23 protein-coding genes are annotated in these 25293 nt (G+C 70.0%); 5 read left to right on the forward strand and 18 right to left on the reverse strand.

Features of this window, described 5'->3' with window-relative positions; genetic code table 11:
• Positions 1–2 precede the first annotated feature (2 nt).
• Positions 3–149, reverse strand: a complete 147-nt coding sequence (locus ACFFQA_RS24230; protein ID WP_377856492.1) for a hypothetical protein — start codon at positions 147–149, stop codon at positions 3–5.
• 251 nt (positions 150–400) lie between these two features.
• Between ACFFQA_RS24230 and ACFFQA_RS24235 the strand changes: the two genes are divergently transcribed.
• Entirely contained in the window at positions 401–1195 is a 795-nt protein-coding gene (locus ACFFQA_RS24235; protein ID WP_377856495.1) for a MerR family transcriptional regulator, read from the forward strand.
• 74 nt (positions 1196–1269) lie between these two features.
• On the opposite strand, the gene ACFFQA_RS24240 is transcribed toward ACFFQA_RS24235, so the two are convergent.
• On the reverse strand, positions 1270–2175 hold the full coding sequence (locus ACFFQA_RS24240; protein WP_377856498.1) for a carbon-nitrogen hydrolase family protein: 906 nt from the start codon (positions 2173–2175) through the stop codon (positions 1270–1272).
• 24 nt (positions 2176–2199) lie between these two features.
• Here ACFFQA_RS24240 and ACFFQA_RS24245 point away from each other — a divergent pair, with 24 nt between their 5' ends.
• The gene (locus ACFFQA_RS24245; RefSeq protein ID WP_377856501.1) at positions 2200–2595 is read left to right on the forward strand and encodes an NUDIX hydrolase; all 396 of its coding nucleotides are present in this window, start codon (positions 2200–2202) and stop codon (positions 2593–2595) included.
• Here the strand turns inward: ACFFQA_RS24245 and thrS are convergent.
• From thrS to ACFFQA_RS24270, 5 genes are all read right to left on the reverse strand, one after another.
• On the reverse strand, positions 2555–3751 hold the full coding sequence (thrS, locus tag ACFFQA_RS24250; RefSeq protein ID WP_377856504.1) for a threonine--tRNA ligase: 1197 nt from the start codon (positions 3749–3751) through the stop codon (positions 2555–2557). The two genes, ACFFQA_RS24245 and thrS, sit on opposite strands and share 41 nt — an antisense overlap.
• A gap of 160 nt (positions 3752–3911) precedes the next feature.
• Positions 3912–4103 carry a helix-hairpin-helix domain-containing protein gene (locus tag ACFFQA_RS24255; protein WP_377856507.1) on the reverse strand — a complete coding sequence of 64 codons (192 nt, stop codon included), beginning with the start codon at positions 4101–4103 and terminating at the stop codon, positions 3912–3914.
• Entirely contained in the window at positions 4100–5485 is a 1386-nt protein-coding gene (lpdA, locus tag ACFFQA_RS24260) for a dihydrolipoyl dehydrogenase (RefSeq protein ID WP_377856510.1), read from the reverse strand. Before lpdA ends, ACFFQA_RS24255 begins: the two co-directional genes overlap by 4 nt.
• A 35-nt stretch (positions 5486–5520) precedes the next feature.
• The gene (locus tag ACFFQA_RS24265) at positions 5521–6150 is read right to left on the reverse strand and encodes an ATP-binding protein (RefSeq protein WP_377856606.1); all 630 of its coding nucleotides are present in this window, start codon (positions 6148–6150) and stop codon (positions 5521–5523) included.
• A gap of 24 nt (positions 6151–6174) precedes the next feature.
• Positions 6175–6537, reverse strand: a complete 363-nt coding sequence (locus tag ACFFQA_RS24270) for a TFIIB-type zinc ribbon-containing protein (RefSeq protein WP_377856609.1) — start codon at positions 6535–6537, stop codon at positions 6175–6177.
• Between the two features lie 119 nt (positions 6538–6656).
• On the opposite strand from ACFFQA_RS24270, the gene ACFFQA_RS24275 reads away from it, so the two are divergent.
• Positions 6657–9167, forward strand: coding sequence for a DEAD/DEAH box helicase (locus ACFFQA_RS24275; RefSeq protein ID WP_377856513.1), 2511 nt, complete (start codon positions 6657–6659; stop codon positions 9165–9167).
• Positions 9168–9313: 146 nt separating this feature from the next.
• Here the strand turns inward: ACFFQA_RS24275 and ACFFQA_RS24280 are convergent, their stop codons facing one another.
• From ACFFQA_RS24280 to mutA, 8 genes are all read right to left on the reverse strand, one after another.
• Positions 9314–9664, reverse strand: coding sequence for a histone-like nucleoid-structuring protein Lsr2 (locus ACFFQA_RS24280; protein WP_377856516.1), 351 nt, complete (start codon positions 9662–9664; stop codon positions 9314–9316).
• 421 nt (positions 9665–10085) lie between these two features.
• Complete coding sequence (locus tag ACFFQA_RS24285) at positions 10086–11081, reverse strand: caspase family protein (RefSeq protein WP_377856519.1); 996 nt, start codon at positions 11079–11081, stop codon at positions 10086–10088.
• Between the two features lie 3 nt (positions 11082–11084).
• Positions 11085–13055 carry a protein kinase domain-containing protein gene (locus ACFFQA_RS24290; protein ID WP_377856522.1) on the reverse strand — a complete coding sequence of 657 codons (1971 nt, stop codon included), beginning with the start codon at positions 13053–13055 and terminating at the stop codon, positions 11085–11087.
• Positions 13048–13383 carry an effector-associated constant component EACC1 gene (locus tag ACFFQA_RS24295; protein ID WP_377856525.1) on the reverse strand — a complete coding sequence of 112 codons (336 nt, stop codon included), beginning with the start codon at positions 13381–13383 and terminating at the stop codon, positions 13048–13050. Before ACFFQA_RS24295 ends, ACFFQA_RS24290 begins: the two co-directional genes overlap by 8 nt.
• A gap of 143 nt (positions 13384–13526) precedes the next feature.
• Positions 13527–13883 (reverse strand): hypothetical protein, encoded by a 357-nt coding sequence (locus ACFFQA_RS24300; protein WP_377856528.1) that lies wholly within the window; start codon positions 13881–13883, stop codon positions 13527–13529.
• A gap of 18 nt (positions 13884–13901) precedes the next feature.
• The gene (meaB, locus tag ACFFQA_RS24305) at positions 13902–14888 is read right to left on the reverse strand and encodes a methylmalonyl Co-A mutase-associated GTPase MeaB (RefSeq protein ID WP_377856531.1); all 987 of its coding nucleotides are present in this window, start codon (positions 14886–14888) and stop codon (positions 13902–13904) included.
• Positions 14888–17110 carry a methylmalonyl-CoA mutase gene (gene scpA / locus ACFFQA_RS24310; protein WP_377856534.1) on the reverse strand — a complete coding sequence of 741 codons (2223 nt, stop codon included), beginning with the start codon at positions 17108–17110 and terminating at the stop codon, positions 14888–14890. Before scpA ends, meaB begins: the two co-directional genes overlap by 1 nt.
• Positions 17110–19017, reverse strand: a complete 1908-nt coding sequence (gene mutA / locus ACFFQA_RS24315; protein ID WP_377856537.1) for a methylmalonyl-CoA mutase small subunit — start codon at positions 19015–19017, stop codon at positions 17110–17112. Before mutA ends, scpA begins: the two co-directional genes overlap by 1 nt.
• Before the next feature lie 356 nt (positions 19018–19373).
• On the opposite strand from mutA, the gene ACFFQA_RS24320 reads away from it, so the two are divergent.
• A complete protein-coding gene (locus tag ACFFQA_RS24320; protein WP_377856540.1) occupies positions 19374–20702 on the forward strand; it encodes a glycosyltransferase 87 family protein in 1329 nt (442 codons plus the stop codon).
• 94 nt (positions 20703–20796) lie between these two features.
• Here ACFFQA_RS24320 and ACFFQA_RS24325 read toward each other — a convergent pair whose 3' ends face one another.
• Entirely contained in the window at positions 20797–21027 is a 231-nt protein-coding gene (locus ACFFQA_RS24325; RefSeq protein WP_377856543.1) for a hypothetical protein, read from the reverse strand.
• Between the two features lie 164 nt (positions 21028–21191).
• Between ACFFQA_RS24325 and ACFFQA_RS24330 the strand changes: the two genes are divergently transcribed.
• Positions 21192–22715 carry a peptide deformylase gene (locus ACFFQA_RS24330; RefSeq protein ID WP_377856546.1) on the forward strand — a complete coding sequence of 508 codons (1524 nt, stop codon included), beginning with the start codon at positions 21192–21194 and terminating at the stop codon, positions 22713–22715.
• A 4-nt stretch (positions 22716–22719) separates the two neighbouring features.
• Here ACFFQA_RS24330 and ACFFQA_RS24335 read toward each other — a convergent pair whose 3' ends face one another.
• Positions 22720–23421 (reverse strand): histidine phosphatase family protein, encoded by a 702-nt coding sequence (locus ACFFQA_RS24335; RefSeq protein ID WP_377856548.1) that lies wholly within the window; start codon positions 23419–23421, stop codon positions 22720–22722.
• A gap of 648 nt (positions 23422–24069) precedes the next feature.
• Entirely contained in the window at positions 24070–25140 is a 1071-nt protein-coding gene (locus ACFFQA_RS24340; protein ID WP_377856551.1) for a hypothetical protein, read from the reverse strand.
• Positions 25141–25293 lie beyond the last annotated feature (153 nt).

A 25293-nucleotide genomic window follows, 5' to 3' on the forward strand; every position in this document is an offset into this window, starting at 1 on the left:
TTTCAGTCCCCGTAGAAACCCGCAACGCCAATACTTTCCAGCGCAACCCAATCCGGGTCCACCGGCCGCACAACCGGAAACCGCAACGTCACAGCGAGAACGGGATGCTCGTCGACGCGCTGCGCCACCGCGTAGAGCACCGCCAGCACGTGCACACAGTGCGGAGTGCGCGCGGTACAACCGCAGCTGCATCCGCCGCGTCCCCGACCCCGCCGACCGCCGCCGCGTGCTCATCGAACCCACCGACGACGACCTCGCCGAGTTCCCGTCGAACACCTGCGTGCGCTGCACACCTTCATCATGGCCACCCGCGAGAGCACGACGGCCGAGCTGAGCAGGCTCCGCTCCACCGAAGCGTGAAGCTGGACTCGCCCACAGTGGGAGAGTCCACACTGGCCACATGCCCGACGAGCTGTTCCCGATCGGCCGCTTCGCCCGGCTGTGCCGCCTGAGCGTCAAGCAGCTGCGCCACTACGACGACCTCGGCCTCCTGCGGCCCGCCCACGTCGACGCCGGCAGCGGCTACCGCTACTACACCCGCGACCAGACCCGCGCCGCCCTCACGATCGCGTTGCTGCGCACCCTCGACGTGCCACTGCCCGCGATCGCCGAGCTGCTCACCGGCGACGAGGACATCCGCGACCGGGTCCTGCGCGGCGAACGGGACCGCCTCGACGCACAGATCCGCCGCCAGCACAGCGCACTGCGCACCCTCGAACGGCTGATGACGGAAGGCTTGCAGCGCAAGGACGTCAGCCTCACCCGCGAACCCGCCCGCCGCTACGCCGTCACCCGCGCGAGCTGCGCCCCGGAGGACATCGGCCGCGCCTACGGCGAGTGCGTCGCCCGGCTCCTGCCCGCCATCGGCACCCCACAAGGCCCGGTGGCCGGGCTGTTCCCGGTCGACCTCACCCCCGAACTGGCCATCGCCGCCGCCGTGGAGACCGACTCAACACCACCCGGCGTCGCCATCGAGACACTGCCGAGCACCCCGGCGGCGGTGATCACCCACGTAGGACCGTTCGAGGAGCTCCCGCTGACCTACCACGCGGTCTTCGCGTGGATCCACGAACGCGGCCACACCCCACGCGGCCCCGTCCGCGAGACCTACCTGACCGACCCCACGACGACCGAACCCGCTCAGCTCGTCACGCGCGTGGTCGTCCCGATCGACGACGAGGACCCCCCCGCCTGACCGCCATTCGCGGGCTTATGGACCTCTGAGCACGCTCGAAAAGGTCCATAAGCCCGCGAATGGCACGTAGGGGGTCAGGAGGAGTGGAAGGTGACGGGGGATCGGGGGGTCTCGTCGACGGAGAGGGTGAAGACGTCGGGGCGCGCGTAGTGGCCCGTCACGTCGAAGTCGTAACGGGCACCCGGCAGCTCCGACACGTCGATCTCCGCCGTGAGCAGCCCCTCCTCCCCGCACAGCGGACCCGCGAGCACGTCACCGAGCGGGCCGACCACCACACTCCCACCGTTGACCACTGGCCGCCTCGGGTCCCAGTCGGGCAGGCTCGCGGGTGGCTGGAACTGACAGGACCCCACCACGAAGCAACGGCCCTCGACCGCGATGTGCCGCATCGTGGACTGCCACACCTCGCGATCGTCCACAGTGGGCGCACACCACACCTGGACCCCCTTGGCGTACATGGCCGTCCGCAGCAACGGCATGTAGTTCTCCCAGCAGATCACCGCACCGGCGAGACCCACCGCCGTCGGCACCACCGGCAGCGTCGAGCCATCCCCCTGGCCCCAGATCAGCCGCTCAGCCGCCGTCGGCATCAGCTTGCGGTGCTTGGCCACCACCCCGCGGACCGGGTCCAGGAACACCGCCGTGCAGTACAGCGTCGAACCCGCACGCTCGATCACCCCGACCACCAGCGACGCCCCGGTCCGCGCCGACAACCCCGCCAGCTCCGCCACCTCCGGACCGGGCACCTCCACCGCCCGTGCGAAGTACTCCGCGAACTCCGCCCGCCCCTCCGGCAACCGGTACCCGACGCGAGTGCCGAACGACGAGCCCTTCGGGTAGCCACCCAGCACCGCCTCCGGCAACACCACCAGCTCCGCCCGCGCGGCGCGGATCTCCTCCTCGTACCCCAGGACCTTCTCCACCGTCGCGGCGGTCCCCGACGGGCACGCCCCCAACTGCAACGCTGCGACCACCGACATCAGCTCACCCCTAGCATCGCCACCATGACCATCGACAAGATCGCATGGATCCACCTCGACGCCGGACGAATCCTGTCCACCCGCTCACGCGGCAAGGACACCTTCTACCTGCCCGGCGGCAAACGCGATCCCGGCGAGAGCGACCTCCAGACCCTCGTCCGGGAGATCGACGAGGAGCTCACCGTCACCATCGACCCCACCAGCGCCGTGCACGTCGGCACCTTCCAGGCCCAGGCACACGGGCACGCGCCCGGCGTCGAGGTCCGGATGACCTGCTACACCGCCACGTTCACCGGCACCCTCGCGCCGAACAGCGAGATCGAGGAGATCACCTGGCTGACCCACGCCGACCGGGACCGCGTCGCCCCGGTCGACCAGATCATTCTCGATCACCTGCACCGGGCCGGGCAGCTGCGCTGATCCGCGCCAGCACCTCCGCCACCGGCGCAGGCTCCCACTTCCCGCCGTCCCGCAACCGCACCGACGCCCGCCCCGACGCGGCCTCCCGCGCGCCGATCACCACCTGGAACGGCACCAGCCGCGCCGCCCGCACCCGCGCACCCAGACTCCCCCGCTCCGGCCCGACGACCTCCATCCGCAGGTCAGCCGACCGAGCGAACTCCTCCGCCCGAGGCAGCTCCGACTCCGACACCGGCAGCACCACCACCTGGGTCGGCGCCAGCCACGCCGGGAACGCACCACCGTGCAGCTCGATCAGGTGCGCCACCACCCGTTCCAGGCTGCCGATGACGCTGCGGTGCACCATGACCGGCCGGTGCTTGGCGCCGTCCGGACCGGTGTAGTGCAGGTCGAACTGCCGAGGCTGGTGGAAGTCCACCTGCACGGTGGACAGGGTCGACTCGCGCCCCGCCCCGTCGGCGATCTGGACATCGATCTTCGGACCGTAGAAGGCGGCCTCCCCCTCGGCCTCCTCATAGTCCACATCGGACAGAACCTCGCGCAGCACCGCCTCCGACCGACGCCACAACGACGGATCGGCCACGTACTTCCCACCCGCCCCCGGCAACGACAACCGGTACCGCACCGGCTTGATCCCCAGCACCCGGTGCGCCTCGCGGACCAGCTCCAGCGCCGCCCGAGCCTCCTCGGCCACCTGCTCCGGAGTGCAGAACACGTGCGCGTCGTTGAGCTGGATCGCCCGCACCCGGCTCAACCCACCGAGCACCCCCGACAGCTCCGCCCGGTACATCCCACCCAGCTCGGCCATCCGCAACGGCAGATCGCGGTAGCTGTGCGGCCGCGCCCGGAACATCAACGCGTGGTGCGGGCACAAGCTCGGCCGCAGCACGACCTGCTCACCACCGAGATCCATCGGCGGGAACATGTCCTCGCTGTAGTGCGACCAGTGCCCCGACAGCTCGTACAGCTCACGCTTGCCCAACACCGGCGAGCACACGTGCTTGTAGCCCGCCCGCCGCTCCAGGCTGCGGACGAACTCCTCCAGGGTGTGCCGCACCACCGCGCCGTCCGGCAGCCAGTACGGCAACCCCGCCCCGATCAACGGGTCCGAGTCGAACAGGTCCAGCTCACGGCCGAGCTTGCGGTGGTCGTGCATCACGGTCTCCTCGCGGAAGAAGCGAGGCGAGTGACCACAAGACGAAGCCCCGGGGCACTCGCCCCGGGGCTTGGTGTCAGACATCAGTCAGCGCGCCGGGACGGTCTCCGGCGTCGTCGTCACCACTGCGCGCTGCATGGCGCGAAAGATAGCACCCCGCTCACTCACCGGCCAGCGACATACCCCGCTCCGCCAACGCCTCCCGCAACAACCGGACCGCCTTCGGCCCCACACCGTGCAGCGCCAGCAACTCCTCCGCGCTCACCCCGGTGAAGTCCTCCAGCCGCGTGTACCCGGCCAGCAGGAACGCCCGAGTCGCGGGCTCGCTCGTCTTCGGCAGCTCGTGCGTCACATATTGATCATATGACCGGCGAGGCCGTGGACGGCCTCCTTCACCGCCTCGCCCAGCGTCGGGTGCGCGTGCACGTTCCGCGCCACCTCGTGCACCGTCAGGTCCCACTGCTGCGCCAGCGTCAGCTCCGGCAGCAGCTCCGTGACCTCCGGCCCGATCAGGTGCGCACCCAGCAGCTCACCGTGCGTCGCATCGCTGATGATCTTCACGAAGCCCGCCGTCTCCCCGAGCCCGTGCGCCTTGCCGTTCGCGGTGAACGGGAACTTCGCCACCTTGACGTCGAAACCCTTCTCCCGGGCCTGCGCCTCGGTCCACCCGAAGCTGGCGATCTGCGGCTGGCAGTACGTCGCTCTCGGGATCATCACGTAGTCCAGCTCCATCGTCTCCGCGTCGGCGATGGTCTCCGCCGCGATGACACCCATCGACTCCGCGGCGTGCGCCAGCATCAGCTTCGCCGTCACGTCACCGATCGCGAAGATGTGCGGCACGCTCGTCCGGCACCGGCCGTCGATGTCGATCGCGCCGCGCTCGGTCAGCCGCACCCCCGTGCGCTCCAGACCGTAGCCCTCCACCCGAGGCGCGAAACCGATGGCCTGCATGACCTTGTCGGCCTCCAGCACCCGCTGGCCGTCCTTTGTGGACACAGCGACCCGCACACCACGACCGGTGTCCTCGATCGACTCCACCTTCGTCGACGTCAGCACCTCGATGCCCAGCCGCCGGTACCGCTTGGCCAGCTCCGCCGACACCTCGACGTCCTCCAGCGGCACCACCCGATCGGCGAACTCCACGATCGTGACCTTGACGCCGTAGTTGTGCAGCACATACGCGAACTCGACACCGATCGCGCCGGCACCGGCGATCACGATGCTCTCCGGCAGCGACTCACTGAGGATCTGCTCCTCATAGGTCACCACCCTCGGCCCCAACGCCGTCCCCGGCAGCAACCTCGTCGTCGCCCCCGCCGCGATGATGCAGTGGTCGAAGGTCACCACGTCCGAGCCGACCCGGATCGTGTTCGCGTCCTGGAACTCCCCACGCCCGGTGAACTGCGTGATCGAGTTCTTCTTCATCAGGTAGTGCACGCCCTTGACGCGCCCGTCGGCCACCTTCCGGCTGCGCTGGAACGCCGCCGAGTAGTCGAAGGAGACCTGACCGTCCACCCGGATGCCATAGGCCTTCGCCTCATGCTGGAACAAGTGCGCCAGCTCGGCGTTGCGCAACAGCGCCTTCGAGGGAATGCAGCCCACGTTGAGGCAGACCCCGCCCCAGTACCGCTCCTCGATGATCGCCGTCCGCAGCCCGAGCTGGGCCGACCGGATCGCGGCCACGTACCCGCCCGGGCCCGCGCCCAGAACCACGACGTCGAAGTGAGTGCTCATACGCAAGACCCTATGCGGGTGACACCACGCGCGCGCTACCGCGCCTCCACAAGGCCCAAGGTTTCCGCCACCCAAGCGCACACCGCGTCCACGGTCTCCCCGACCGGAACATCCGTGGTGTCCAACAACCCCACCGGCGGCGACAAGCGCGCACCCTCATCACGCAGCCACTGCGCGTACTCCAGCGTCTCCTCGATGCGCGGCTCCGACCAACCACGCCACGCCGGCCGCCGCCGCAACCGCTCCGCCAGCACACCCGGCTCGCACATCAACGCCAGGTAGTGCACCTCGGAGAACAACACCCGCTCCGGCAACGGCTCGAACTCCGGCGGAACCACCGTCCCGCACAACACCACCGGCCGACCGTTCTGCTGGATCATCGAGATCATCCGCAGCCACGTCGACCGGAACGCCCGATGGTTCTCCGCGGGGTCACGCAACCCCTCAACCCACAGAACGTCCTGCTCCAGGACAACGACGTGGTCGGACAGGCGCGCGGCGAGCTCCCGGCACACCGTCGACTTCCCCGTGCCACTCGGCCCCGTCAAGCACAACAGCGGAAGACGACGAAAGGCCCGCCGATGGCCGCAGGCAACGCACACCACCACCGGCGGAGCCTCCTCGACACGCGGGACATCCGTCCGATCCCCGCACGCCGGGCAGATCAACAGGTTCACGCGGAACCTGGATCAGTCGAAGAGCTGGTCGAAGAAGCTCTTCTTCCGCTTGTGCCCGTACGGCTTCGGCGAATCGTGATAGCCGCCGTGGTGACCGCCGTGTTGCCGATACGGACGAGGAGAGTCGTGATGACCACCGTGGTACGGGCGCGGCGAGTCGTGGTGGTAGGGCGGCGGAGGCGCCTGCTGGTACTGCGGAGGCGCGCTGTAGTACCGCTGCTCCGCCTGAGCGATCTGCTCCAGCTCACCCCGATCGAGGAAAATGCCCCGGCATCCGGTGCACTGCTCGATGTGGACACCCTGACGGTCCACGGTCTGCATCACGTTCTGACACTTGGGACAAATCACCACATCAACATACACACACAGTTGCATGCCCAGCACGCGTGAACCACGCACCGACGACCACCCGCACACCCGACACCGACGATCTTCAACCGATCCTCGACCCGGCGTGCGCCCCACCGGAGCGACCAGGCACGATCGGAGGCACCATGACGCTCACCGACCAGCTGCCAGGCAGCGCAGACCCCGACGCGCTCTTCGACGCCTTCACCACGTGGACAGGCGGCCAGGGACTTGACCTCTACCCGGCCCAGCAAGAGGCCCTCATCGAGATCGTCTCCGGCGCCAACCTCATCCTCAGCACCCCGACCGGCTCCGGCAAGAGCCTCGTCGCGGTCGGCGCCCACTTCACCGCCATGGCCAACGGTCAACGCAGCTTCTACACCGCCCCGATCAAGGCACTGGTCTCGGAGAAGTTCTTCGCGCTCTGCGACACCTTCGGCCCGGCCAACGTCGGCATGATGACCGGGGACTCCAGCGTCAACTCCGACGCCCCCATCATCTGCTGCACCGCCGAGATCCTGGCCAACATCGCCCTCCGCGACGGCGCGGACGCCGAGGTCGGCCAGGTCGTCATGGACGAGTTCCACTTCTACTCCGAACCCGACCGCGGCTGGGCCTGGCAGGTCCCCATCCTCGAACTCCCCCGCGCCCAGTTCATCCTCATGTCCGCCACCCTCGGCGACGTCCGGCGCTTCGAGACCGACCTGACCCGCCGCACCGGCCGCCCCACCGCCGTCGTGGCCAACACCGAACGCCCCATCCCCCTGCACTACCGCTACGCCATGACCCCGCTCCAGGAGACCCTGGAGGAACTGCTCGCCACCCAGGGCGCCCCCGTCTACGTCGTGCACTTCAGCCAGGCCGCCGCGCTCGAACGCGCCCAGTCCCTGATGAGCATCAACGTCAGCACCAAGGCCGAGAAGGCCGCCATCGCCGAGCTCATCGGCAACTTCCGCTTCACGGCCGGCTTCGGCAAGACCCTCTCCCGCCTGGTCCGGCACGGCATCGGCGTGCACCACGCCGGCATGCTGCCCAAGTACCGCCGCCTCGTCGAACAACTCGCCCAGGCCGGCCTCCTCAAGATCATCTGCGGCACCGACACCCTCGGCGTCGGCATCAACGTGCCCATCCGCACCGTCGTGCTCACCGCGCTCAGCAAGTACGACGGCGTCCGCACCCGCCACCTCAAGGCCCGCGAGTTCCACCAGATCGCCGGCCGCGCCGGACGCGCGGGATACGACACCGCCGGCACCGTCGTCGTCCAGGCCCCCGACCACGACATCGAGAACGAACGCGCCATCGCCAAGGCGGGCGACGACCCCAAGAAGAAGCGCAAGATCGTCCGCAAGAAGGCCCCAGAGGGCTTCGTCTCCTGGGGCCGCCCCACCTTCGAACGCCAGATCGCCGCCGAGCCCGAACCGCTGACCTCCACCTTCAAGGTCAGCCACTCCATGCTGCTCAACGTGATCAACCGGCCCGGCGACGCCTTCGCCGCGATGCGCCACCTCCTCGAAGACAACCACGAGGACCGCCCCACCCAGCGCAAGCTGATCCGCCGCGCCATCGCCATCTACCGCGGCCTGCTCGCCGCGGGCGTCGTCGAACGGCTCGACGAGCCCGACGAGGAAGGCCGCCGCGTCCGGCTCACCGTCGACCTCCAGTTCGACTTCGCGCTCAACCAGCCGCTGTCCCCGCTCGCGCTCGCCGCCATCGACCTGCTCGACCGCGAGTCCCCCTCCTACGCGCTCGACGTGGTCTCGGTGATCGAGTCCATTGTGGAGAACCCGCGCCCGATCCTGTCCCAGCAGCAGTTCAAGGCGCGCGGCGAGGCCGTCAACAAGATGAAGGCCGAAGGCATCGAGTACGAGGAACGGATGGCGCTGCTGGAGGACGTCACCCACCCGAAGCCGCTCGCCGAACTGCTCGAAGCCGCCTACGCCATGTACCGGCGCGGCCACCCGTGGGTCGCCGACTACGAGATCCAGCCGAAGTCGGTCGTCCGCGACATGTACGAGCGCGCGATGACCTTCGTGGAGTACGTGTCCTTCTACCAGGTCGCCCGCTCAGAAGGCCTGGTACTGCGCTACCTCGCCGACGTCTACAAGGCCCTGCGGCACACCGTCCCCGACGAGGCCAAGACCGAGGAGCTGACCGACCTCATCGAGTGGCTCGGCGAGCTCGTCCGCCAGGTCGACTCCAGCCTGCTCGACGAATGGGAACGGCTGCGCAACCCCGAGGATGAAGAAGAGGGCGTCCGGCCCGAACCTGTCGACCAGGGACCGCCTCCGGTCACCGCCAACGCCCGCGCCTTCAAGGTGCTGGTGCGCAACCAGCTCTTCCGCCGCGTCGAGCTCGCGGCGCGCCGCGACTACTACGAGCTCGGCGAGCTGGACAAGCACAACGGCTGGGACGCCGACGCGTGGCAGGACGCCATCGAGGCGTACTTCGATGAGTACGACGAGATCGGCACCGGTGCCGACGCGCGTGGCCCAGAGCTGCTGATGATCACCGAGGAGCCGGAGCGCTGGCTCGTCCGCCAGACCTTCGACGATCCGGACGGCAACCGCGACTGGGGCATCACCGCCGAGGTCGACCTGGCCGGCTCCGACGAGCAGGGCACCGCCGTCCTCTACGTCACCGACGTCGGCGAGTTCTGAGGCCCTTCCCCTCCTGGCGGTTTTTCATCGCTGGGAGGGGACTTTTGTAGGTGGGATTGATTTCACTCGACACTGAAGCTATCGAGGCAGTAAAGATATCGCGGCCTGAAAAAACCCGCTGCCGTCCGGCAGCGGGTCCCTCCCGCTCAGGCCTTCGCGGCCTCGAACGCCTCGATCACGTTGCCCGGGATGCGGCCACGGTCGGAGACCTCGTGACCGTTGGCCTTGGCCCAGTCGCGGATCGCCTTGGTCTCCTCCTTGCTGCGCCCCTCCCCCGCGGCGCGGCGGCCGCCAGCGGTGCCGGACTTGGCGCGGCCACCGATACGGCGGGCGGCGTCGACAAAGGGGGTGAGCTTCTCGCGCAGCGCGGTGGCGTTGGACTCGTTCAGGTCGATCTCGTAGGTAAGACCGTCGAGGCCGAACTCCACGCGGGAAATGTCACTGCTGGTGCTGCCGTCCAAGTCATCGATGAGCTGGACGATAGTGCGTTGTGCCATGAGTGCGCCTCACATGAACGGTACTGAGCAAGTGTTGACGTAACGCTATCAAGCTCCCCCGGGGCATTCACATCCCCATAGGGGTAAGAGAACTTTCTGCCCGTAAACACTTGACGAACTACCGGACGATCCCGTTGCGGGCCCATTCACTACCACGGCTGCCAGGGACAACACCGGATAGGGGCAGGCGGCGGCGGCGCCGGACCGGCAACCGTTCACTATAAAGTGGGCGAATCGCGCTGTCCGCGCCGACACGCGGAGCGAGCGCTCCCACGCCCGACTCGCACGAGTGCCCTAGCACACATAGCCGACATCCATTAGGTGCCATTTTCGCGAAGCTCCCAGCATATCCCCCGCTTATTCGGGTTTCCTTGCCGTCCCGCTCCCGTCACGCAACCGTTGTCTCCCCGAGTTCGGGACTTCAGCCGCTCCCGGTGCCATCGGGCCGCGAACGCCCGACACGGCGCGGGAATCTCCCGATCCTGGTTCGGTCGGCGAGCAGCGCCGCGTGCAGGCGTGCGGCCTCAGCGGGATCCCCGGCAAGGCCCACCCATTTCGCGTGCGCCTCCCGTGCGGCCAACGTCTCGGGGTGGTCAGGACCGAGGACACGGGCACGGTCTGCCGCCAGCTCGGCGTGGCGACGGGCCTGCTCGGCGGGATCGGCCGGACTGGCCGGACTGGCCGGACCCAGTGCGCGGTTCGGGACGAGGGCCAGCAGGTCGGCGGTGCGGGTACCGCGTTGTTGCGGCCGGGGGAGGTTGCGACTGGTGAACGTCCACAGTAGACGGCGGTAGACCTCCCCCAGCGTCAGCAGCTCCGGGCCGTCGGGAACGCCCTTGTCCAGCAACGTGATCAGCTCGCCGCTGAAGGTCGTGTGCGTCGCGCCGACCGGGGCCATCGCTGGCCTGTTGCGCGGTGTCGCGGTGAGCGTGTACGTGCCGTCGATGTCGAGCTGGCCGGAGACCACGGTCCCCTCATCGGACATGAACTCCTCGATCGCCCTCCCCGAGAAGCAGCAGTCCAGGACCAGCACCCGGTTCCGCCCCCGCGCGTCGGCCAGGACCTCCTTGACCCGGGTGAACGGCAACCCGGTCCAGCGCAGCCGTCGTGGGTCGCTGGACGGGACGGTGAGGTGCAGCTCACCGCGCTCGTCCAGCAACCCGTGGCCCGAGTAGTAGACCAGCAGCACGTCCTCGGCCTGCTCGGCGGCGTCCTCCAGCTTCGCGCCCACCACGGCGAGATCATCCTCGTCGGAGACCACGGCGCAGTGCCTGAGCCCCGTTCCCGTCGGCGCGGTGAGAATCCTGGCCAGATCGCTGAGGTTGTTGCGCACAGCGGGCAGGTCGGGCAGGTGGTCGAAGCGACTGGTCCCGACCAGCACCGCCCGCGAGCGCTCGGGGTCCGGCAGCCGCGTCACCCGTCAGCGCCTCATCAGGTTGTAGGTACCGGCGAGAACCTTGTCCCCGGTGACACTGACGCGGTTGTCGCCGACCGCCTCGATCGTGAGCGTCGCCTGGCCTCCTTCGGCGAAATGCGGCCGGCACGACAACTTCACCTTGATCGACGCGCCCTTGGTGTCGGCCTGACCAGTGCAGCCGGAACCGGCGTCGCCCATCGTCCCGTCTCGTGCCACCCACAACACCCGGACAGTGCCCTCGCGGATGAACAACTGGTAGAAGCTGCTCTCCTTGACCCACGTGCCGAGCAGGTTGCGCGGTGGGACGGACGGCGCGGTCACGTCGACGGTGACCTCGAAGTTGTTGAACCGAGCCTCGATGTCGTTGCTGGCGAAGGAAACCAGGCGACCCTTGTCGTTGTCGATGCTCGCCTTGAACGGCACGGCCGCCCCACCGTCCGCAGTCAGCGTGCCGTCGAAGTCGCACCCGTTGCGGTTGACCGTGGCCACCTTGGCCAGAGCGGTCTTGACCGTCTCCGTGGAGCTGGCAGCGGCGGCAAGGAGCTTGCCCTCGTCGGAGGCGGCCTCGACCTGGCGCCACTTGTCGCCGGCCCCGGCGTACAACACACCACCGACGAGCCGCCCCTCCCCGTTGGGCGGCATGGTGAACCGGGCCTCCTTCGCCACGGGGTCAACGGCTCCCGAGGCGTTGACGCGCTCCCCCATCCGCAACGTGAACTCGTGACCTGCCTGGTTGACGAGGTCGGCCCCATCAGTGAGGACCTTGACGAACGGCTTGTCCCCCACCACGAGGTTGCAGGTGGCGTCGTCGTACAACCGCTTCCCCGCGATACCGCCGCCGACCCCGACCGCCGCGACGACGACCGTCACGATCACGACCTTCGACACCGCGACTCCCCCGGCGGTCGCGGCCGTGACCGCGGCTGTTCCCGTCGTCACCGCCGTCCCCGCAGTTGCCGCAGTTCCCGCCGTGGACGCGGTTCCCGCCGTGGCAGCGGTGGACGCCCCGGTCGTCCCCGTTCCGGCGGCCACCACCGCTCCGGTGCCCGACCCTCCAGCCCCGAGCACTCCTCCTGCGACACCGATCGCGCCACCGGCGCCCATGACCAGCGCCGCGGTCCGCCGACCCACCCGCCGCGCACCCCGCCCGGTCAGCAGGTTCGGCGCGATCGGCCCGGCAGCGCCGTCGGCCTCAAGGAGATCAAGCCCGAGAAGCCAGTCCCGGAGCTGCTCCGCGGTCGGCCGCGCGGCCTGGTCCACCGACACCGCGGCCCGCACCAGATCGAGCAGCTCCGAAGTGGAGCTGGGCAAGTCGGGCAGTGGCGCGCTCCGCAGCGCGAGGTCCATTGGCGCGTCCCGCCACGGAGGCTCGCCGCCCAGCGCGACGTACAACGTCACTCCGAGGCCGTACACATCTCCGGGCTGACTGGCTTCGGCCCGGCCGACGGCCACCGCCGCGATGTGCTCGGGTGGTGTGTACGCGTCCACCACGCCCGGCACCGTCAGCCCTGGCGCCATGATCCCGAACCCGGCGAGGACCGCCCCACCATCGAGCACCAACACGGTCGAGGGCTGCACCACGCCGTGCGTGATCCCCTCGGCATGCGCGGCGGCGAGCGCGTCCGCGATCGCGACACCAAACCCCTGTGCGGTCCACAGTGACAAGGCGCCGTCGTCGTGCAACCGCTCCGCGAGCACCTCGCCGGTCCCGCACACCAGGTGCGGCCGACCGTCGCCGGTCAGACCGACCGCGATCACGTCGGCGATGTTCGGCGACGCCGCCGCCGTGGTGAGCGCCGACGCCCACCGCTGGTGCTCGGCACGCTCCTCGCCCTCGACCGCCGACCGCGCCACCGTCAGCACGGCCTCCCGCCCGGCATCGCCCCGGACCAGGTAGGTCGTGGCGACCGCGTCCTCATCCAGGACGTCGACAACGGAGAAGTTCGCGGGCAACGCGCCCTCGTGGCTACTCATCCCCGAGCACCTCGCGCACCAGTCGTGCGGCGTCGGCCACCCGCGCCGCGGTCACCTTCACGCTGCGCCCGTCCGGGTTGGTCACCTCGATGGTGACGTCGGAGTGCCGCTGCTTCAGCCAGATCTGCAGCGAGCTGGCCAGCACCGTGATCGCCCCACCACCGCTCAAAGCCACCACGAGCACATCTGTGGCGACCCCGAGCTGCCCTGGTTCAGGTGGTGGCTGGTGCAGGGTGACCCGCCCCCGCAGCTCGTCCTCCCGGACCAACCACTGGTGCAACGACACCAGGTCCGCCTGGCCGCCGACGACTCGAACCTGCGCCCGCACCCCGAACTCCTCTCAGCGCTGAGTGTCGATCTCACTACGCAGAGCGATTTCGGAGCGTATCGCCATTCGATCATGCGGAACCACCACGACAAGATTGCGATCCGCCATCGAACTCCCCTCGCGCGAGAACGCGGGGTGACGGGTCACAGATCGCGGCGCGCGAGGGTTTCCGAGAGAGGGACGCCTTCACGCTGCGCGGCGACGCGGCGCGTTCGGACTTCGGCTCTGGTGCGCGGGCGGTATTTCGGTTCCTTGCCACAGCCGCACGGCGTCAACCCGTCATAGCGCAGGCCCTCACCCAGAACCGTTGCCACCACAGACCACGCCCGGACGTCATTGCGCGACGGAGCCGCGAAGTCATGACCAGCGCACAGAAGCGGTGCGGCGCAGTTCGGGCACAGGTGCTCCGTGTTCGGCGCCGGGTGGTGCTTCTTGAAGCTCACGCGACAAGCCACGCACACGTAATGCAGCTTGTAGTGCGCGAAGGCGTAGAAGCACATGCGGCGACCGTACAAGGTTCAGCTGCGGAAGGCGGCCAGAATTCGCTGTGCCGCCAACGACGGCGTGAGAGTGCCTTCGGCGACCTGGCGGTCCAGTTCCGGGCCGAGCTCACGGACCTTCGGGTGGTCGGCCAGGTCTTGGAGGAGCTGGTCGCGGACCATGCTCCACGTCCAGCCCAGCAGCTGCTTGCGGCGCTGGGCGTCCAGCGCACCCGACTCCGAGAGCTGGTCGCGGTGCTGGACGATCTTGGCCCACACGTCGTCGACCCCGGTGTTCTCCAGCGCGCTGCACGTCAGCACCGGCGGGTCCCAGCCGCTGTCGGCCATCCGCAGCAGGCGCAGCGCTCCGGCCAGCTCGCGGGAGGCCTTCTTCGCCTCGCGCTCGTGCGGACCGTCGGCCTTGTTGACCGCGATCACGTCCGCCAGCTCCAGGACGCCCTTCTTGATGCCCTGGAGCTGGTCACCGGTGCGCGCCAGGGTGAGCAGCAGGAACGTGTCCACCATGTCCGCCACGGTGACCTCGGACTGGCCAACGCCGACCGTCTCGACCAGCACGACGTCGTAGCCCGCCGCCTCCATCACCACGATCGTCTCGCGGGTGGCCTTCGCGACGCCGCCGAGCGTGCCCGCCGTCGGTGAGGGGCGGACGAACGCCTTCGGGTCCACCGCGAGGCGGGCCATCCGCGTCTTGTCACCGAGGATGCTGCCGCCGCTGCGGGTCGAGGAGGGGTCCACCGCCAGGACCGCGACCTGGTGCCCGGCCGCCGTCAGCGAGCTGCCGAGGGTGTCGATGAAGGTCGACTTGCCCGCTCCCGGCACGCCGGTGATGCCGACGCGGCGGGCCTTCCCGGAGTGCGGCAGCAGCTCGACCAGCAGGTCCTGGGCGACCGCGCGGTGGTCGGCCCTGCGCGACTCCACCAGCGTGATCGCCCGCGCGATCCACGCCCGCGAGCCCGCGAGCACCCCCTCCGCGTACTGGCCGACGTCCACCGGCTGCGCAGCCATCAGGCGGCGTGTCCGTTCTGGGCGGAGAGCTGGGCAAGCAGGTCCAGCGCGGCGTCGGCGATCACCGTTCCCGGCGGGAAGATCGCGGCGGCGCCCGCGGCGCGCAGCTCGTCGAAGTCGCCGGGCGGGATCACGCCGCCGACCACGATCATGATGTCCTCGCGGCCGAGCTCGGCCAGCTCCTTGCGCAGGGCGGGCACCAGCGTGAGGTGACCGGCGGCCAGCGAGGAGACGCCGACGATGTGCACGTCCGCCTCGATCGCCTGGGTCGCGACCTCGGCCGGGGTCTGGAACAGCGGGCCGACGTCCACGTCGAAGCCGAGGTCGGCGAAGGCGGTCGCGATCACCTTCTGGCCGCGGTCGTGGCCGTCCTGGCCCATCTTCGCGACCAGGATGCGGGGACGGCGGCCCTCGGCGAGCTCGAACTCCTCGGCGGCCTTGCGCGTCCTGTCGATGTTGCTCACTGCCCCGGCCTCCTCGCGGTAGACCCCGGAGATGGTGCGGATCTGCCCCGCGTGCCGACCGTAGACCTTCTCCAGCGCGTCGGAGATCTCCCCCACCGTCGCCTTCGCCCGCGCGGCGTCGATGGCCACCGCCAGCAGGTTCTGCTCAAGGCCGGGTCCCCTGCCGCCGCGCAGCGCGGCATCCGCCGCCCTGGTCAGCGCGCCGAGCGCGTCCTGGCACACCTGCTCGTCGCGCTCCTCGCGCAGCCGCCGCAGCTTCTCGATCTGCTGGGCGAGCACGCCCTTGTTGTCGACCTTGAGGACCTCGATGGCCTCGTCGGCGTCGACGCGGTACTTGTTGACGCCGATCACCGGCTGTCGGCCCGAGTCGATGCGGGCCTGGGTGCGCGCGGCGGCCTCCTCGACGCGCAGCTTCGGGATGCCCTCGTCGATCGCCTTGGCCATGCCGCCCGCGGCCTCGACCTCCTGGATGTGCGACCAGGCACGGCGGGCGAGGTCGTGGGTCAGCTTCTCCACGTACGCGCTGCCGCCCCACGGGTCGATCACGCGGGTGGTGCCGGACTCCTGCTGCAACAACAGCTGCGTGTTGCGGGCGATGCGCGCGGAGAAGTCCGTCGGCAGCGCCAGCGCCTCGTCCAGGGCGTTGGTGTGCAGGGACTGCGTGTGCCCCTGGGTCGCCGCCATCGCCTCGACGCAGGTGCGGGCGACGTTGTTGAACACGTCCTGGGCGGTCAGCGACCAGCCCGAGGTCTGGCTGTGCGTGCGCAGCGACAGCGACTTGGGGTTCTTCGGCCCGAACTGGTTGACCAGCTTCGCCCACAGCAGCCGCGCGGCGCGGAGCTTGGCGACCTCCATGAAGAAGTTCATGCCGATCGCCCAGAAGAAGGACAGGCGGGGCGCGAACGCGTCGATGTCGAGCCCGGCCTCCTGACCGGCGCGCAGGTACTCCACCCCGTCGGCGAGGGTGTAGGCCAGCTCCAGGTCGGCGGTCGCCCCGGCCTCCTGGATGTGGTAGCCGGAGATGGAGATCGAGTTGTACTTCGGCATCTTCTGCGAGGTGAACGCGAAGATGTCCGAGATGACCCGCATCGACGGCTGCGGCGGGTAGATGTAGGTGTTGCGGACCATGAACTCCTTGAGGATGTCGTTCTGGATGGTCCCGGTCAGCTGCTCCGGGGCCACCCCCTGCTCCTCGGCGGCGACGATGTAGAGCGCCAGCACGGGCAGCACCGCGCCGTTCATGGTCATCGACACGCTCATCTTGTCCAGCGGGATGCCGTCGAAGAGCTGGCGCATGTCGTAGATCGAGTCGATCGCCACGCCCGCCATGCCGACGTCGCCGGGCACCCGCGGGTGGTCGGAGTCGTAGCCGCGGTGGGTTGCCAGGTCGAAGGCGACCGACAGGCCCTTCTGCCCGGCGGCGAGGTTGCGCCGGTAGAAGGCGTTGGACTCCTCGGCGGTGGAGAAGCCCGCGTACTGCCGGATCGTCCAGGGCTGGTTGACGTACATCGTCGGGTACGGCCCGCGCAGGTACGGCGTCGCACCGGGGTAGGTGCTCAGGAAGTCGAGCCCGGCCAGGTCCTCCGCGGTGTAGAGCGGCTTGACCGGGATGCCCTCCGGGGTCTCCCACGCCAGCTCGGCGGGGTCCTTGCCCAGCTCCGCGCCGAGCCGGTCGAGCCACTGCCCGGCACCGGCGTCGCCGCCGGCTCCGGTGCCGAGGTCGAGGTTGCCGAAGTCCGGGATGGGGTTGTGCGCCATCAGAGCGCTCCTGCCTGGCTCAGGGTGGTCCGGAGGACGTCGAGGGCGTCGCACCCGGCGAAGACGTAGCCGTCGATGCCCGCCTCCGCGTCGGAGGCCGCCCGTTCTCCCGGTTTGCCCGCGAGCAGCACGGTCCGGGCGCCCGCCTCCTTCAGCGCACGAGCCACCGGTCCGGCGAGCTCGGCGTAAGCCTTGTCGTGGCCGCACAGGCACGCCACCTCGGCACCGCTGTCCGCGAAGGACCTCGCGATGGCGGCGGGGTCGGTGCCGGGGCCGGCGTCGGGCGTGCGGATGCCGCCCGCCTGGAACAGGTTGCCCGCGAAGGTCGAGCGGGCGGTGAACGCCGCGACCGCGCCGATGGTCGCCAGGAACACCGTCGGCCGGGTGCCGGTGGACTCGGCGTGCGCGTCCGCGGCGTCGCGCAGCTCCTCGAAGAGCTGGGCGTAGCGCAGGCGGGGCAGGCCGCCACTGGGCACCGGGGGCGCGGCCGGGCGCACCGGGAGCTTCTCGCCGAGGTTGGGGAACTCACTGACGCCGGTGATCGCGTCCTTGCGGTGGGCGATCTTCTTGGCGCGCTCGGCCCACGTCGCGGCGAGCCGGTCGGCGACCAGGCCCTGGCGCAGCGCGGTGGTGAACCCGCCGGCGCGCTCGATCTCGGTGAACCACGCCCACGCCGCGGCGGCGAGGTCGTCAGTGAGCTTCTCCACGTAGTACGAGCCGCCCGCCGGGTCGATCACCCGCGCGAGGTGGGACTCCTCCAGCAGCAGCGCCTGGGTGTTGCGGGCGACGCGCCGGGAGAAGTCGTCCGGCAGGCCGAGACAGGCGTCGAAGGGCTGCACGGTCACGGCGTCCGCGCCGCCGACACCCGCGCCGAACGTGGCGAGCGTGGTGCGCAGCATGTTCACCCACGGGTCGCGGGCGGTCATCATCGCCGAGGACGTGACCGCGTGCTGCCGCTGTGCGCGCACCTCCTCACGAGCCCCGGACAGCTCACCCACCCGCGACCACAGCCGCCGTGCGGCGCGGAACTTGGCGATGGTGAGGAACTGGTCGGCGGTGGCGGCGTAGCGGAACTCGATCTGCTCGAACGCCTCGTCGACGCTCATGCCCCCGTCGGTGAGCGCACGCAGGTAGGTCACGGCGACGGCCAGCGAGCAGCCGAGCTCCTCCGCGTCGCTGCCCCCGGCGTCGTGGTAGGGCTGCGCGTCGACGGTGAACGTCCGCAAGCCCGTCGCGCCGCCGCTGTGCAGCCGCTTGGCGTAGGCGACGGCCTCGGCAGTGTCCCCGGTCGTACCGGTCCTCGCCTCGTAGCCGAGCGGGTCGAAGCCCAGCCCACCGTTGAGACGGGCCGGTTCGAGCCCCCGGGCCTCGGCGACCGCGAGGAGCTTGTCGGCGGCGCGTGCCGTCTCAGCACCCGCGTCCAGGACCACACCGGCGAGATCGAGGTAGACCCCGGACAGCAGCTCGTCGAGCTGGTCGATCGGCGCGCCGTGCTCCCCCAGCGTCAGCCACAGCGAGGTGACGCCGTTCTCCAGGTCGGCGAGGATCGCGTCGTTGGACGCCTTGGCGTCCGGGTGGGCGTGCCGCTGACGCACGTCCCATCCGTTGTTCACCCAGCTGACCAACCGGCCGCCGCGCACGTAGGGGGCGAGGCCGGGAACGCCCGCGGGGGGCGCGGAGTCCTCCGCCGTGTAGAGCGGCGCGACGGTGATCCCGTCGTATGTGGTCCGCGCGAAACGATCTTCTGGCCGGTCGAGGCCCTCGGTGTCCACACCGGACTTGCGCAGCACACCGGCGACGAGCGCGCGCCAGTCCTCCCTGGTCACCGCCGGGAAGTCGGCGGCAAGGGACAGCTCCTCTGTGCCGGCGCTCGACCCCGCGAGCTGATCTTCGGACGGCTGCGTCATGCGGGGGATGGTAGCCACTGCGGCGCAGGCCGGGGTCGATCAAGGTGTCAACTCTCACCCCTATTCGACCCTTGTCTAGCCAATCCCCTAACCCCACCTGTAGTACCCCTCGCCATTCGCGGGCTTATGGACCTCCCAGCACGCCGAAAAGCGTCCATAAGCCCGCGAATGGCGAGGAAGCGACGGGGGGTACCACGGGTGGGGTGGTGGGTTGCGAGAGGGGTTCATGAAACGTGGGGGCGCAAGGCATGTGTGGTGTGATGTGTGCCGCTTCACCGCAACTCGCCAGCGGGGCCACCCTGTCCACGGGGGCGCACGGCGGAACAATGCGCGAGCCCCCACAAGGAAGGTCATCGATGCGCATCAGCCCGGCAGAGCCGGAGACCCGCGAGAACCCGACATCCGGCCGACGGCGGCTCCCGTGCCCGCCCTGGCTGCTGGCGGCGGCGGTCGCGCTGTTCGCGCTCTCGCTGGTCCTGCGGATCTCGGACATGCTCACCTGGCCTGCCTACCGGGCGCACATGAACGACCTCGCGGTCTACTACCGGGCCGGTGAGGACCTCTGGACCAGCACCGACCTCTATTCCAAGGACTACGCGGGCCTGGCCTTCCTCTACTCCCCCTTCGCGGCGTTGTTCGCCTCTGCGGCGACCCTGCTGCCGGTGGCCACCGTGCCGTGGGTGATGACCGGGCTCAGCGTGCTGGCCGTGCTCGCGGCGGTCTGGTGCGCGTGGGGCATCGCGGGCTTCGCGGCCACCAGCGGCCGGATCGCGCTGACCCTCGCGGTCAGCGCGGTGGCCCTGCACCTGGAGCCGATCCAGTCCAACATCACCTTCGGCCAGGTCAACGCGCTGCTGATGGCGCTGGTGATGATCGACTTCGCGTTGTCGAAGGAGAACCGGCTCAAGGGCGTCGCGCTCGGCCTCGCCGCCTCGGTCAAGCTGGTGCCCGGCCTGTTCGTGGTCTACCTGCTGCTGACCGGGCGGATCAGGGCCGGGGTCACCGCGCTGGCCACGATCGCCGGGACCATCGCGGTCGGCGCGGTCCTGCTGCCCACGCAGTCGCTGCACTTCTGGACCGGCGGCTTCGCCGACAGCTCCCGGCTGGGCGGCTACCTCTTCTGGCACGGCAACCAGTCCGTGCACGGCCTGATCGGCCAGCTCTTCAAGACCGACCAGCCCGATCTGCACCTGACCCGGCTCGCGGTGGCCGCGGTGGTCGGCGTGCTCGGACTGGTGGTGGCCACCCGCCTCGGCCGCCGCGGCCTGGAACTGCCCGGCGTGCTGGTGACCGCGCTGACCGCGCTGCTGGCCTCGCCGATCTCCTGGCACCACCACTGGGTGTGGGTCGCCCCATTCCTGGTGCTGCTGATCAGCCAGGCGATGCTCCCCGCAGGCCCGCGCAGGACCTACGCCGCGGCCGCGGTGAGCCTGGTGCTGCTGACGGCGTGCTGGCCCGACCCCAACGCGACGAAGGCACCGCCCGCGCTGGGCATGCTCTTCTGGAGCGGACCCACGGCCGACCCCACGCAGGCCGAGGTGCTGGTGATGCACAACCTCTACACGCTCGCCGGACTCGTGACCCTGCTCGTGGTGGCCGTCGGCACGCTGCGTCGCTCCGGCTCGCCGCTCCCCGAGCCGCGCGAGGCCGTCGCCGCCTCACCACGGGTGGAGTCTTTGAGGTGATCAGGGAGTTCCTTCCCGATCCGGCGTTCGCAGGCGCCGAAACTCCCTGATCACCTCTGCTTGGCGTTCACTGCGGCACCGCGGTTTCCGGGGCCTAGGACACACTGCGGTGCCACAGGAGCTCGCCAAGATCCAGGTCGGGGACCACCGTGGCGCTGGCCATGGCCACAGTCCGCATCTGCGCCTCGTCGGGGCCGCCGCTCCACACCACGCGGTACCGCCGCAGCGGCCGCTCGTAGCGGACCAGCACGTGCACCCCGGTCCGGGCGGCCAGCAGGCTGGCCAGGCGGCGGGCCGATCTCGCCCGCGTGCTCACGGTGATCACCGGTTCACTGTCCGTTCCGTCGCATCTCCGGTCCCCTTCGTCCGGTACCGACCTCGTGTTCCGCGTCGTCAGAAATGAGGACACCACGGATGCGGGTTCTGCCTCTACGCTGAGGCGTACTCACGCAACGCTCACGGCCACTCACGGTGCGCGCTGGAGGCGAGATGACCGAAGATCAGGACTTAGCTCCCGGCCTCGCACTCCCCCACGACGCGTTCGTCGAGGAGTTCCGCCGCTGGCGCGACATGCGGGGACTGTCCAAGACCGCGCTCGCCGAGGCGATGGGCTACAGCCGCTCCTACGTCTCCAAGGTCGAGAGCGGCCACGAGCGGGCGTCGCGGGAGTTCGCCAAGGCCGCCGACCTGGCCCTGAGCGCGGGCGGGGCGCTGCGCCGGGCGTGGCGGGAGTACGAGGCGAGCCGGGCCGCGCAGCACCAGCCACCACACCCGAGGTCGCCGGCACCGCCGGAGTACGCGGTCGATCCCACGCACGCGAGCCTGATCGTCGAGCACGACCACGCGGAGCTGCACTACGACGGCCAGACCTACCGGGCGACCATGCGCCGCAAACTGTTCAACAACGGCGCGGACCCGATAACCCGCTACCTGATCCGCATCTCCGTCGACCGGTTCCCCGGCCGCCCGGAGCAGTCCAACCAGCTCTACCGCCACCAGCCCCTGACCTGGGAGGAGATAGACCTCCAGGCCTGGTGGGGCGAGGACCGCGCGGAGCCGATGCACTTCGTGCCGCAGCACGACCGCGACGCGGTCAAGGAGGTGTGGCTGCTGTTCTCCAACGACAGCGGCCACTTCCCGCTCTACCCGGGCGAGAGCACCTGGATCGAGTACACCTACGCCGTCGGCGACGACAAGTGGGGCAACTGGTTCCAGCGCGCGGTCCGGCTGCCCACGAAGCGGTTGTCGGTGCGGCTGGACTTCCCCGCCGACCTCGGCCCGTCGGTGTGGGGGCTGCACACGTCGATGACGGCGGACTCGATGCCGTTCCGCACCGCCATCTCCGACCAGCACGATGGTGACCGACGGATCTACTCCTGGGCGACGGAGGACCCGCCGATGAACGCGCGGTACCGGATGGAGTGGCACTTCCGCCGCAGGCCCGCCGAGGCGGCGAGGCAGGCGAAGCCGAGCGAGACGATGCGCTCGTTAGGTGTGGTGCAGCACGACGACCCGCTGTTGCGCCGCCCCGCCCGCCCGTTCACCCTGCCCGAGGACGACGAGGACGCCAGACGGGTGGCCTCGGAGTTACAGGCGGCCGTCAAGCGCGTTGCCCGTGCGCACGTCTTCGGCAAGGGCATGGGCATCGCGGCGAACCAGATCGGCATCGACCGGGCGGCGGCGATCGTCTGCCCGCCCGGCGGGGCCGACGTGATCACCCTGTTCAACCCGAAGGTGATCGAGTCCTCCGACGACACCGACGAGCAGTACGAGGGCTGCCTGAGCTTCTTCGACGTGCGCGGCATGGTGCCGAGACCGCTGACCGTGCACGTGGAGCACCAGGACCTGGACGGCACCCGCCGCATCACGATCTTCAACCAGGGCGTCGCCCGCCTCGTCATGCACGAGGTGGACCACCTGCACGGCCGGTTCTACACCGACCGGATGCCCTCGGGCGTGCAGCCGATCCCGGTGGAGCTCTACCGGGGCGTCGGCGCGGACTGGAAGTACTAGCCGCTCACGCGGGGCCGGTGCCGGCGGAGCCGCCCACCGCCGCGTGGGCGGCTGCCATGGACTCGGCGTCCGCGCGCGGGATGAGGCTGGACAGGTCTCCCCCGGTGTCGTTGACCCGCAACACGTAGGGGCGCGTCTCGGTGTAGGAGACCACCGACATCGAGCACGGTTCGACCACGATGCGCTGGAAGGAGTCCAGGTGCACGCCGAGCGCGTCGGCGAGCACCGCCTTGATCACGTCGCCGTGGCTGCACGCGACCCACACCGCGTTCTCGCCGTGCTCGGCCGCCATCCGGGCGTCGTGCTCGCGGATCGCCGCGACCGCGCGGGACTGGACCTCGGCCAGGCCCTCACCGCCGGGGAAGACCGCCGCGGACGGGTGCTGTTGCACCACCTTCCACAGCGGTTCCTCCAGCAGGTCCTTGATGCCCTTGCCGGTCCAGGCGCCGTAGTCCACTTCGGACAACCGGGCCTCCTCGACCGGGGTGAGGCCGAGTTTGGCCGACAGCGGCTCCAGGGTCTGCACGCAGCGGTGCAGCGGGGAGCGGACCAGCCCGGCCACCGGGACCCCGGCGAGTCGGTCCACGAGCTCCCGTGCCTGTTCCTCGCCGCGTTCGGCCAGCCCGACACCGGGGGTGCGCCCGGCGAGGACCCCGGCGCCGTTCGCCGTGGAACGGGCATGTCGAAGCAGGATCACGGTAGCCACGGGACCAGATTAGGACACGCGCACGGTCATGTCGGCAGGGCGCGGGCGGGCGGAACCCCTCCGGCCGGTGGCCTGCACAGCAGCCACACCGGGTTGCCGACCCCGACGATCCGCACGTAGCCGCCCTCACCGGGTTCGACGTCGAGGTCCGCACGCTGCGGCTGGTCGTCACCGGTTCGAGCTGACCAGCTCCACGGTGCCGTCGGCGGGCGCGTCGCTGACGGTCAGCGGGGCCTTCTGCCCGCAACCGCAGCAACGAGTTGTCACCCGCGTTCAGGTCGGGCCACAGCGCGGCAATGTCGCGCACGGGGTGCACCGACAACCGCGCCCGTTTGCCCATGAGCACCGGCATCCGAACAGTCCCGACGAGTCCGTTCGCTGAGCGCCGCACGGAGTCGACCGCCCCGCCGGTCGGCCCCCCATCGCCCGATGGTGTGACCCGAGGTCCTCCCGTCCACGCCGAGCTTCGTGGCCTGGTCGAGGTGCCCGGCCATGCTGCCGACGCCCCCGCTGAACGAGGCGTGCAGGTGCATCGCCATCGTCACCGGCGACAACGCCTGGCCCGGTCGGCGGCCCGTTGCCAAGGCACACCGATCCCGCCGATGGCCGCCGCAGCGCTCAGCAGAAGCGAACGCCAGCCGGTCGCGCTCATCGGCCGCCTTCCCGAACCCACCGGAACTGCCCGGTCTCCGACAACGACATGAACGACTCGCCGAGCGGCGGGTGAGCCCAGGCGATGGCCTCCGTCGCGACGAGTGAGTGGTCGGGCTCCCAGTAGCGGTGGACCTTCGGCGGGCCGGACGCCAGCGCCTTCACCAGGGCGTCGCCGTGCAGCCCGGGGTCGGCCTCGTAGCGCGACCACCCGTTCGCGGTGGCCACCAGGAGCTTGCCGTCACGCAGGTCAGCACCGGTCGGCTTGAAGTTCTTCTCCGCAACGCCGTCAGCCGGTGGCAGCACGGCGAGCGCGACCGCGTCGACCTCCCCGCCGGGTGCGTCCGGCACCGGAATCCGCAGCACCTGTCCCTGCCGCAGCCCCGAGCCGCCAGGAGCGGTCTTCACCAGGAGGTGCGGTACACCGTCCACGAGGAACAGCGCCTCGGAGTTGATCTGCGCCGCGGCGTGGTCCCGGGTCGAGTAGTACCGGCAACCGTGATCGGCCCGCACCTCGGTCGCGGTCGCCGGGTCGGGTTCGGGGAAGCGGAACAGCTCCCCCGGCTTCGCCGCGTGCGGGTTGTTGCCGATGTTGCCCAGCCACAGGGAGCTCGTCGCGGGATCGAGCGCGACGTCCTCGATGTCAATGTTGCGCACGGCGCTTCCGTCCGCCCGCTTGAGGTACACGTACTTGACGTAGCCGTCGCACGAGGTCTGCCGAACCCCTTGCGGCCAGCGGAGGAGCTTCCCGTCAGCGGCGTCGAAGCGGACCGCGAGCACGGTCTGCCGGTAGCCGACGCGCACCGGGTCGGAGTTGCCCGTGCCGTCTCTGATGATCCAGAACACCCCGGGATGGCGTTGGCTGGCAACGATTCCGCTGGCCTCGTGCAGGTTCGCGCCGTGGTAGGTGTACGGGGCGGAGCTGCCGGTGCGCTCGGGGAAGGTGTCGTTGTTCATCTGCGGCTGGAGCTTCGTGACGCTGTCCGCCTCCCGCTCCTGCCCGACGAACAGCGCCCCCGTGACCACAGTGGACAGTTTCAGCAGCGTGCGGCGGTCAATCCGGCTCACCCGAGTCCCCTCCGTCGATCACCCCCACTGCCATCACGCTCACGAGGAGCGCGCGCAGGGGCATCAGCACGGGCGGGATGCAACACTTCGGCTTCAAGCGAGGGCAAGCCTTTTCGGGTCAGGTTGAACACAACCCGCACATCGGACCGTTCT

The sequence above is a fragment of the Allokutzneria oryzae genome, assembly GCF_042429765.1.
Taxonomy (GTDB): domain Bacteria; phylum Actinomycetota; class Actinomycetes; order Mycobacteriales; family Pseudonocardiaceae; genus Allokutzneria; species Allokutzneria oryzae.

What these genes read in the sequence shown, in the direction of transcription:
- ACFFQA_RS24235 (WP_377856495.1), top strand. Translation starts at nt 401, where the DNA reads ATGCCCGACGAGCTGTTCCCGATCGGCCGCTTCGCCCGGCTGTGCCGC.
- ACFFQA_RS24240 (WP_377856498.1), bottom strand. Translation starts at nt 2,175, where the DNA reads ATGTCGGTGGTCGCAGCGTTGCAGTTGGGGGCGTGCCCGTCGGGGACC.
- ACFFQA_RS24245 (WP_377856501.1), top strand. Translation starts at nt 2,200, where the DNA reads ATGACCATCGACAAGATCGCATGGATCCACCTCGACGCCGGACGAATC.
- thrS (WP_377856504.1), bottom strand. Translation starts at nt 3,751, where the DNA reads ATGCACGACCACCGCAAGCTCGGCCGTGAGCTGGACCTGTTCGACTCG.
- lpdA (WP_377856510.1), bottom strand. Translation starts at nt 5,485, where the DNA reads ATGAGCACTCACTTCGACGTCGTGGTTCTGGGCGCGGGCCCGGGCGGG.
- ACFFQA_RS24270 (WP_377856609.1), bottom strand. Translation starts at nt 6,537, where the DNA reads ATGCAACTGTGTGTGTATGTTGATGTGGTGATTTGTCCCAAGTGTCAG.
- ACFFQA_RS24275 (WP_377856513.1), top strand. Translation starts at nt 6,657, where the DNA reads ATGACGCTCACCGACCAGCTGCCAGGCAGCGCAGACCCCGACGCGCTC.
- ACFFQA_RS24280 (WP_377856516.1), bottom strand. Translation starts at nt 9,664, where the DNA reads ATGGCACAACGCACTATCGTCCAGCTCATCGATGACTTGGACGGCAGC.
- ACFFQA_RS24290 (WP_377856522.1), bottom strand. Translation starts at nt 13,055, where the DNA reads ATGAGTAGCCACGAGGGCGCGTTGCCCGCGAACTTCTCCGTTGTCGAC.
- ACFFQA_RS24300 (WP_377856528.1), bottom strand. Translation starts at nt 13,883, where the DNA reads ATGTGCTTCTACGCCTTCGCGCACTACAAGCTGCATTACGTGTGCGTG.
- meaB (WP_377856531.1), bottom strand. Translation starts at nt 14,888, where the DNA reads ATGGCTGCGCAGCCGGTGGACGTCGGCCAGTACGCGGAGGGGGTGCTC.
- scpA (WP_377856534.1), bottom strand. Translation starts at nt 17,110, where the DNA reads ATGGCGCACAACCCCATCCCGGACTTCGGCAACCTCGACCTCGGCACC.
- mutA (WP_377856537.1), bottom strand. Translation starts at nt 19,017, where the DNA reads ATGACGCAGCCGTCCGAAGATCAGCTCGCGGGGTCGAGCGCCGGCACA.
- ACFFQA_RS24320 (WP_377856540.1), top strand. Translation starts at nt 19,374, where the DNA reads ATGCGCATCAGCCCGGCAGAGCCGGAGACCCGCGAGAACCCGACATCC.
- ACFFQA_RS24330 (WP_377856546.1), top strand. Translation starts at nt 21,192, where the DNA reads ATGACCGAAGATCAGGACTTAGCTCCCGGCCTCGCACTCCCCCACGAC.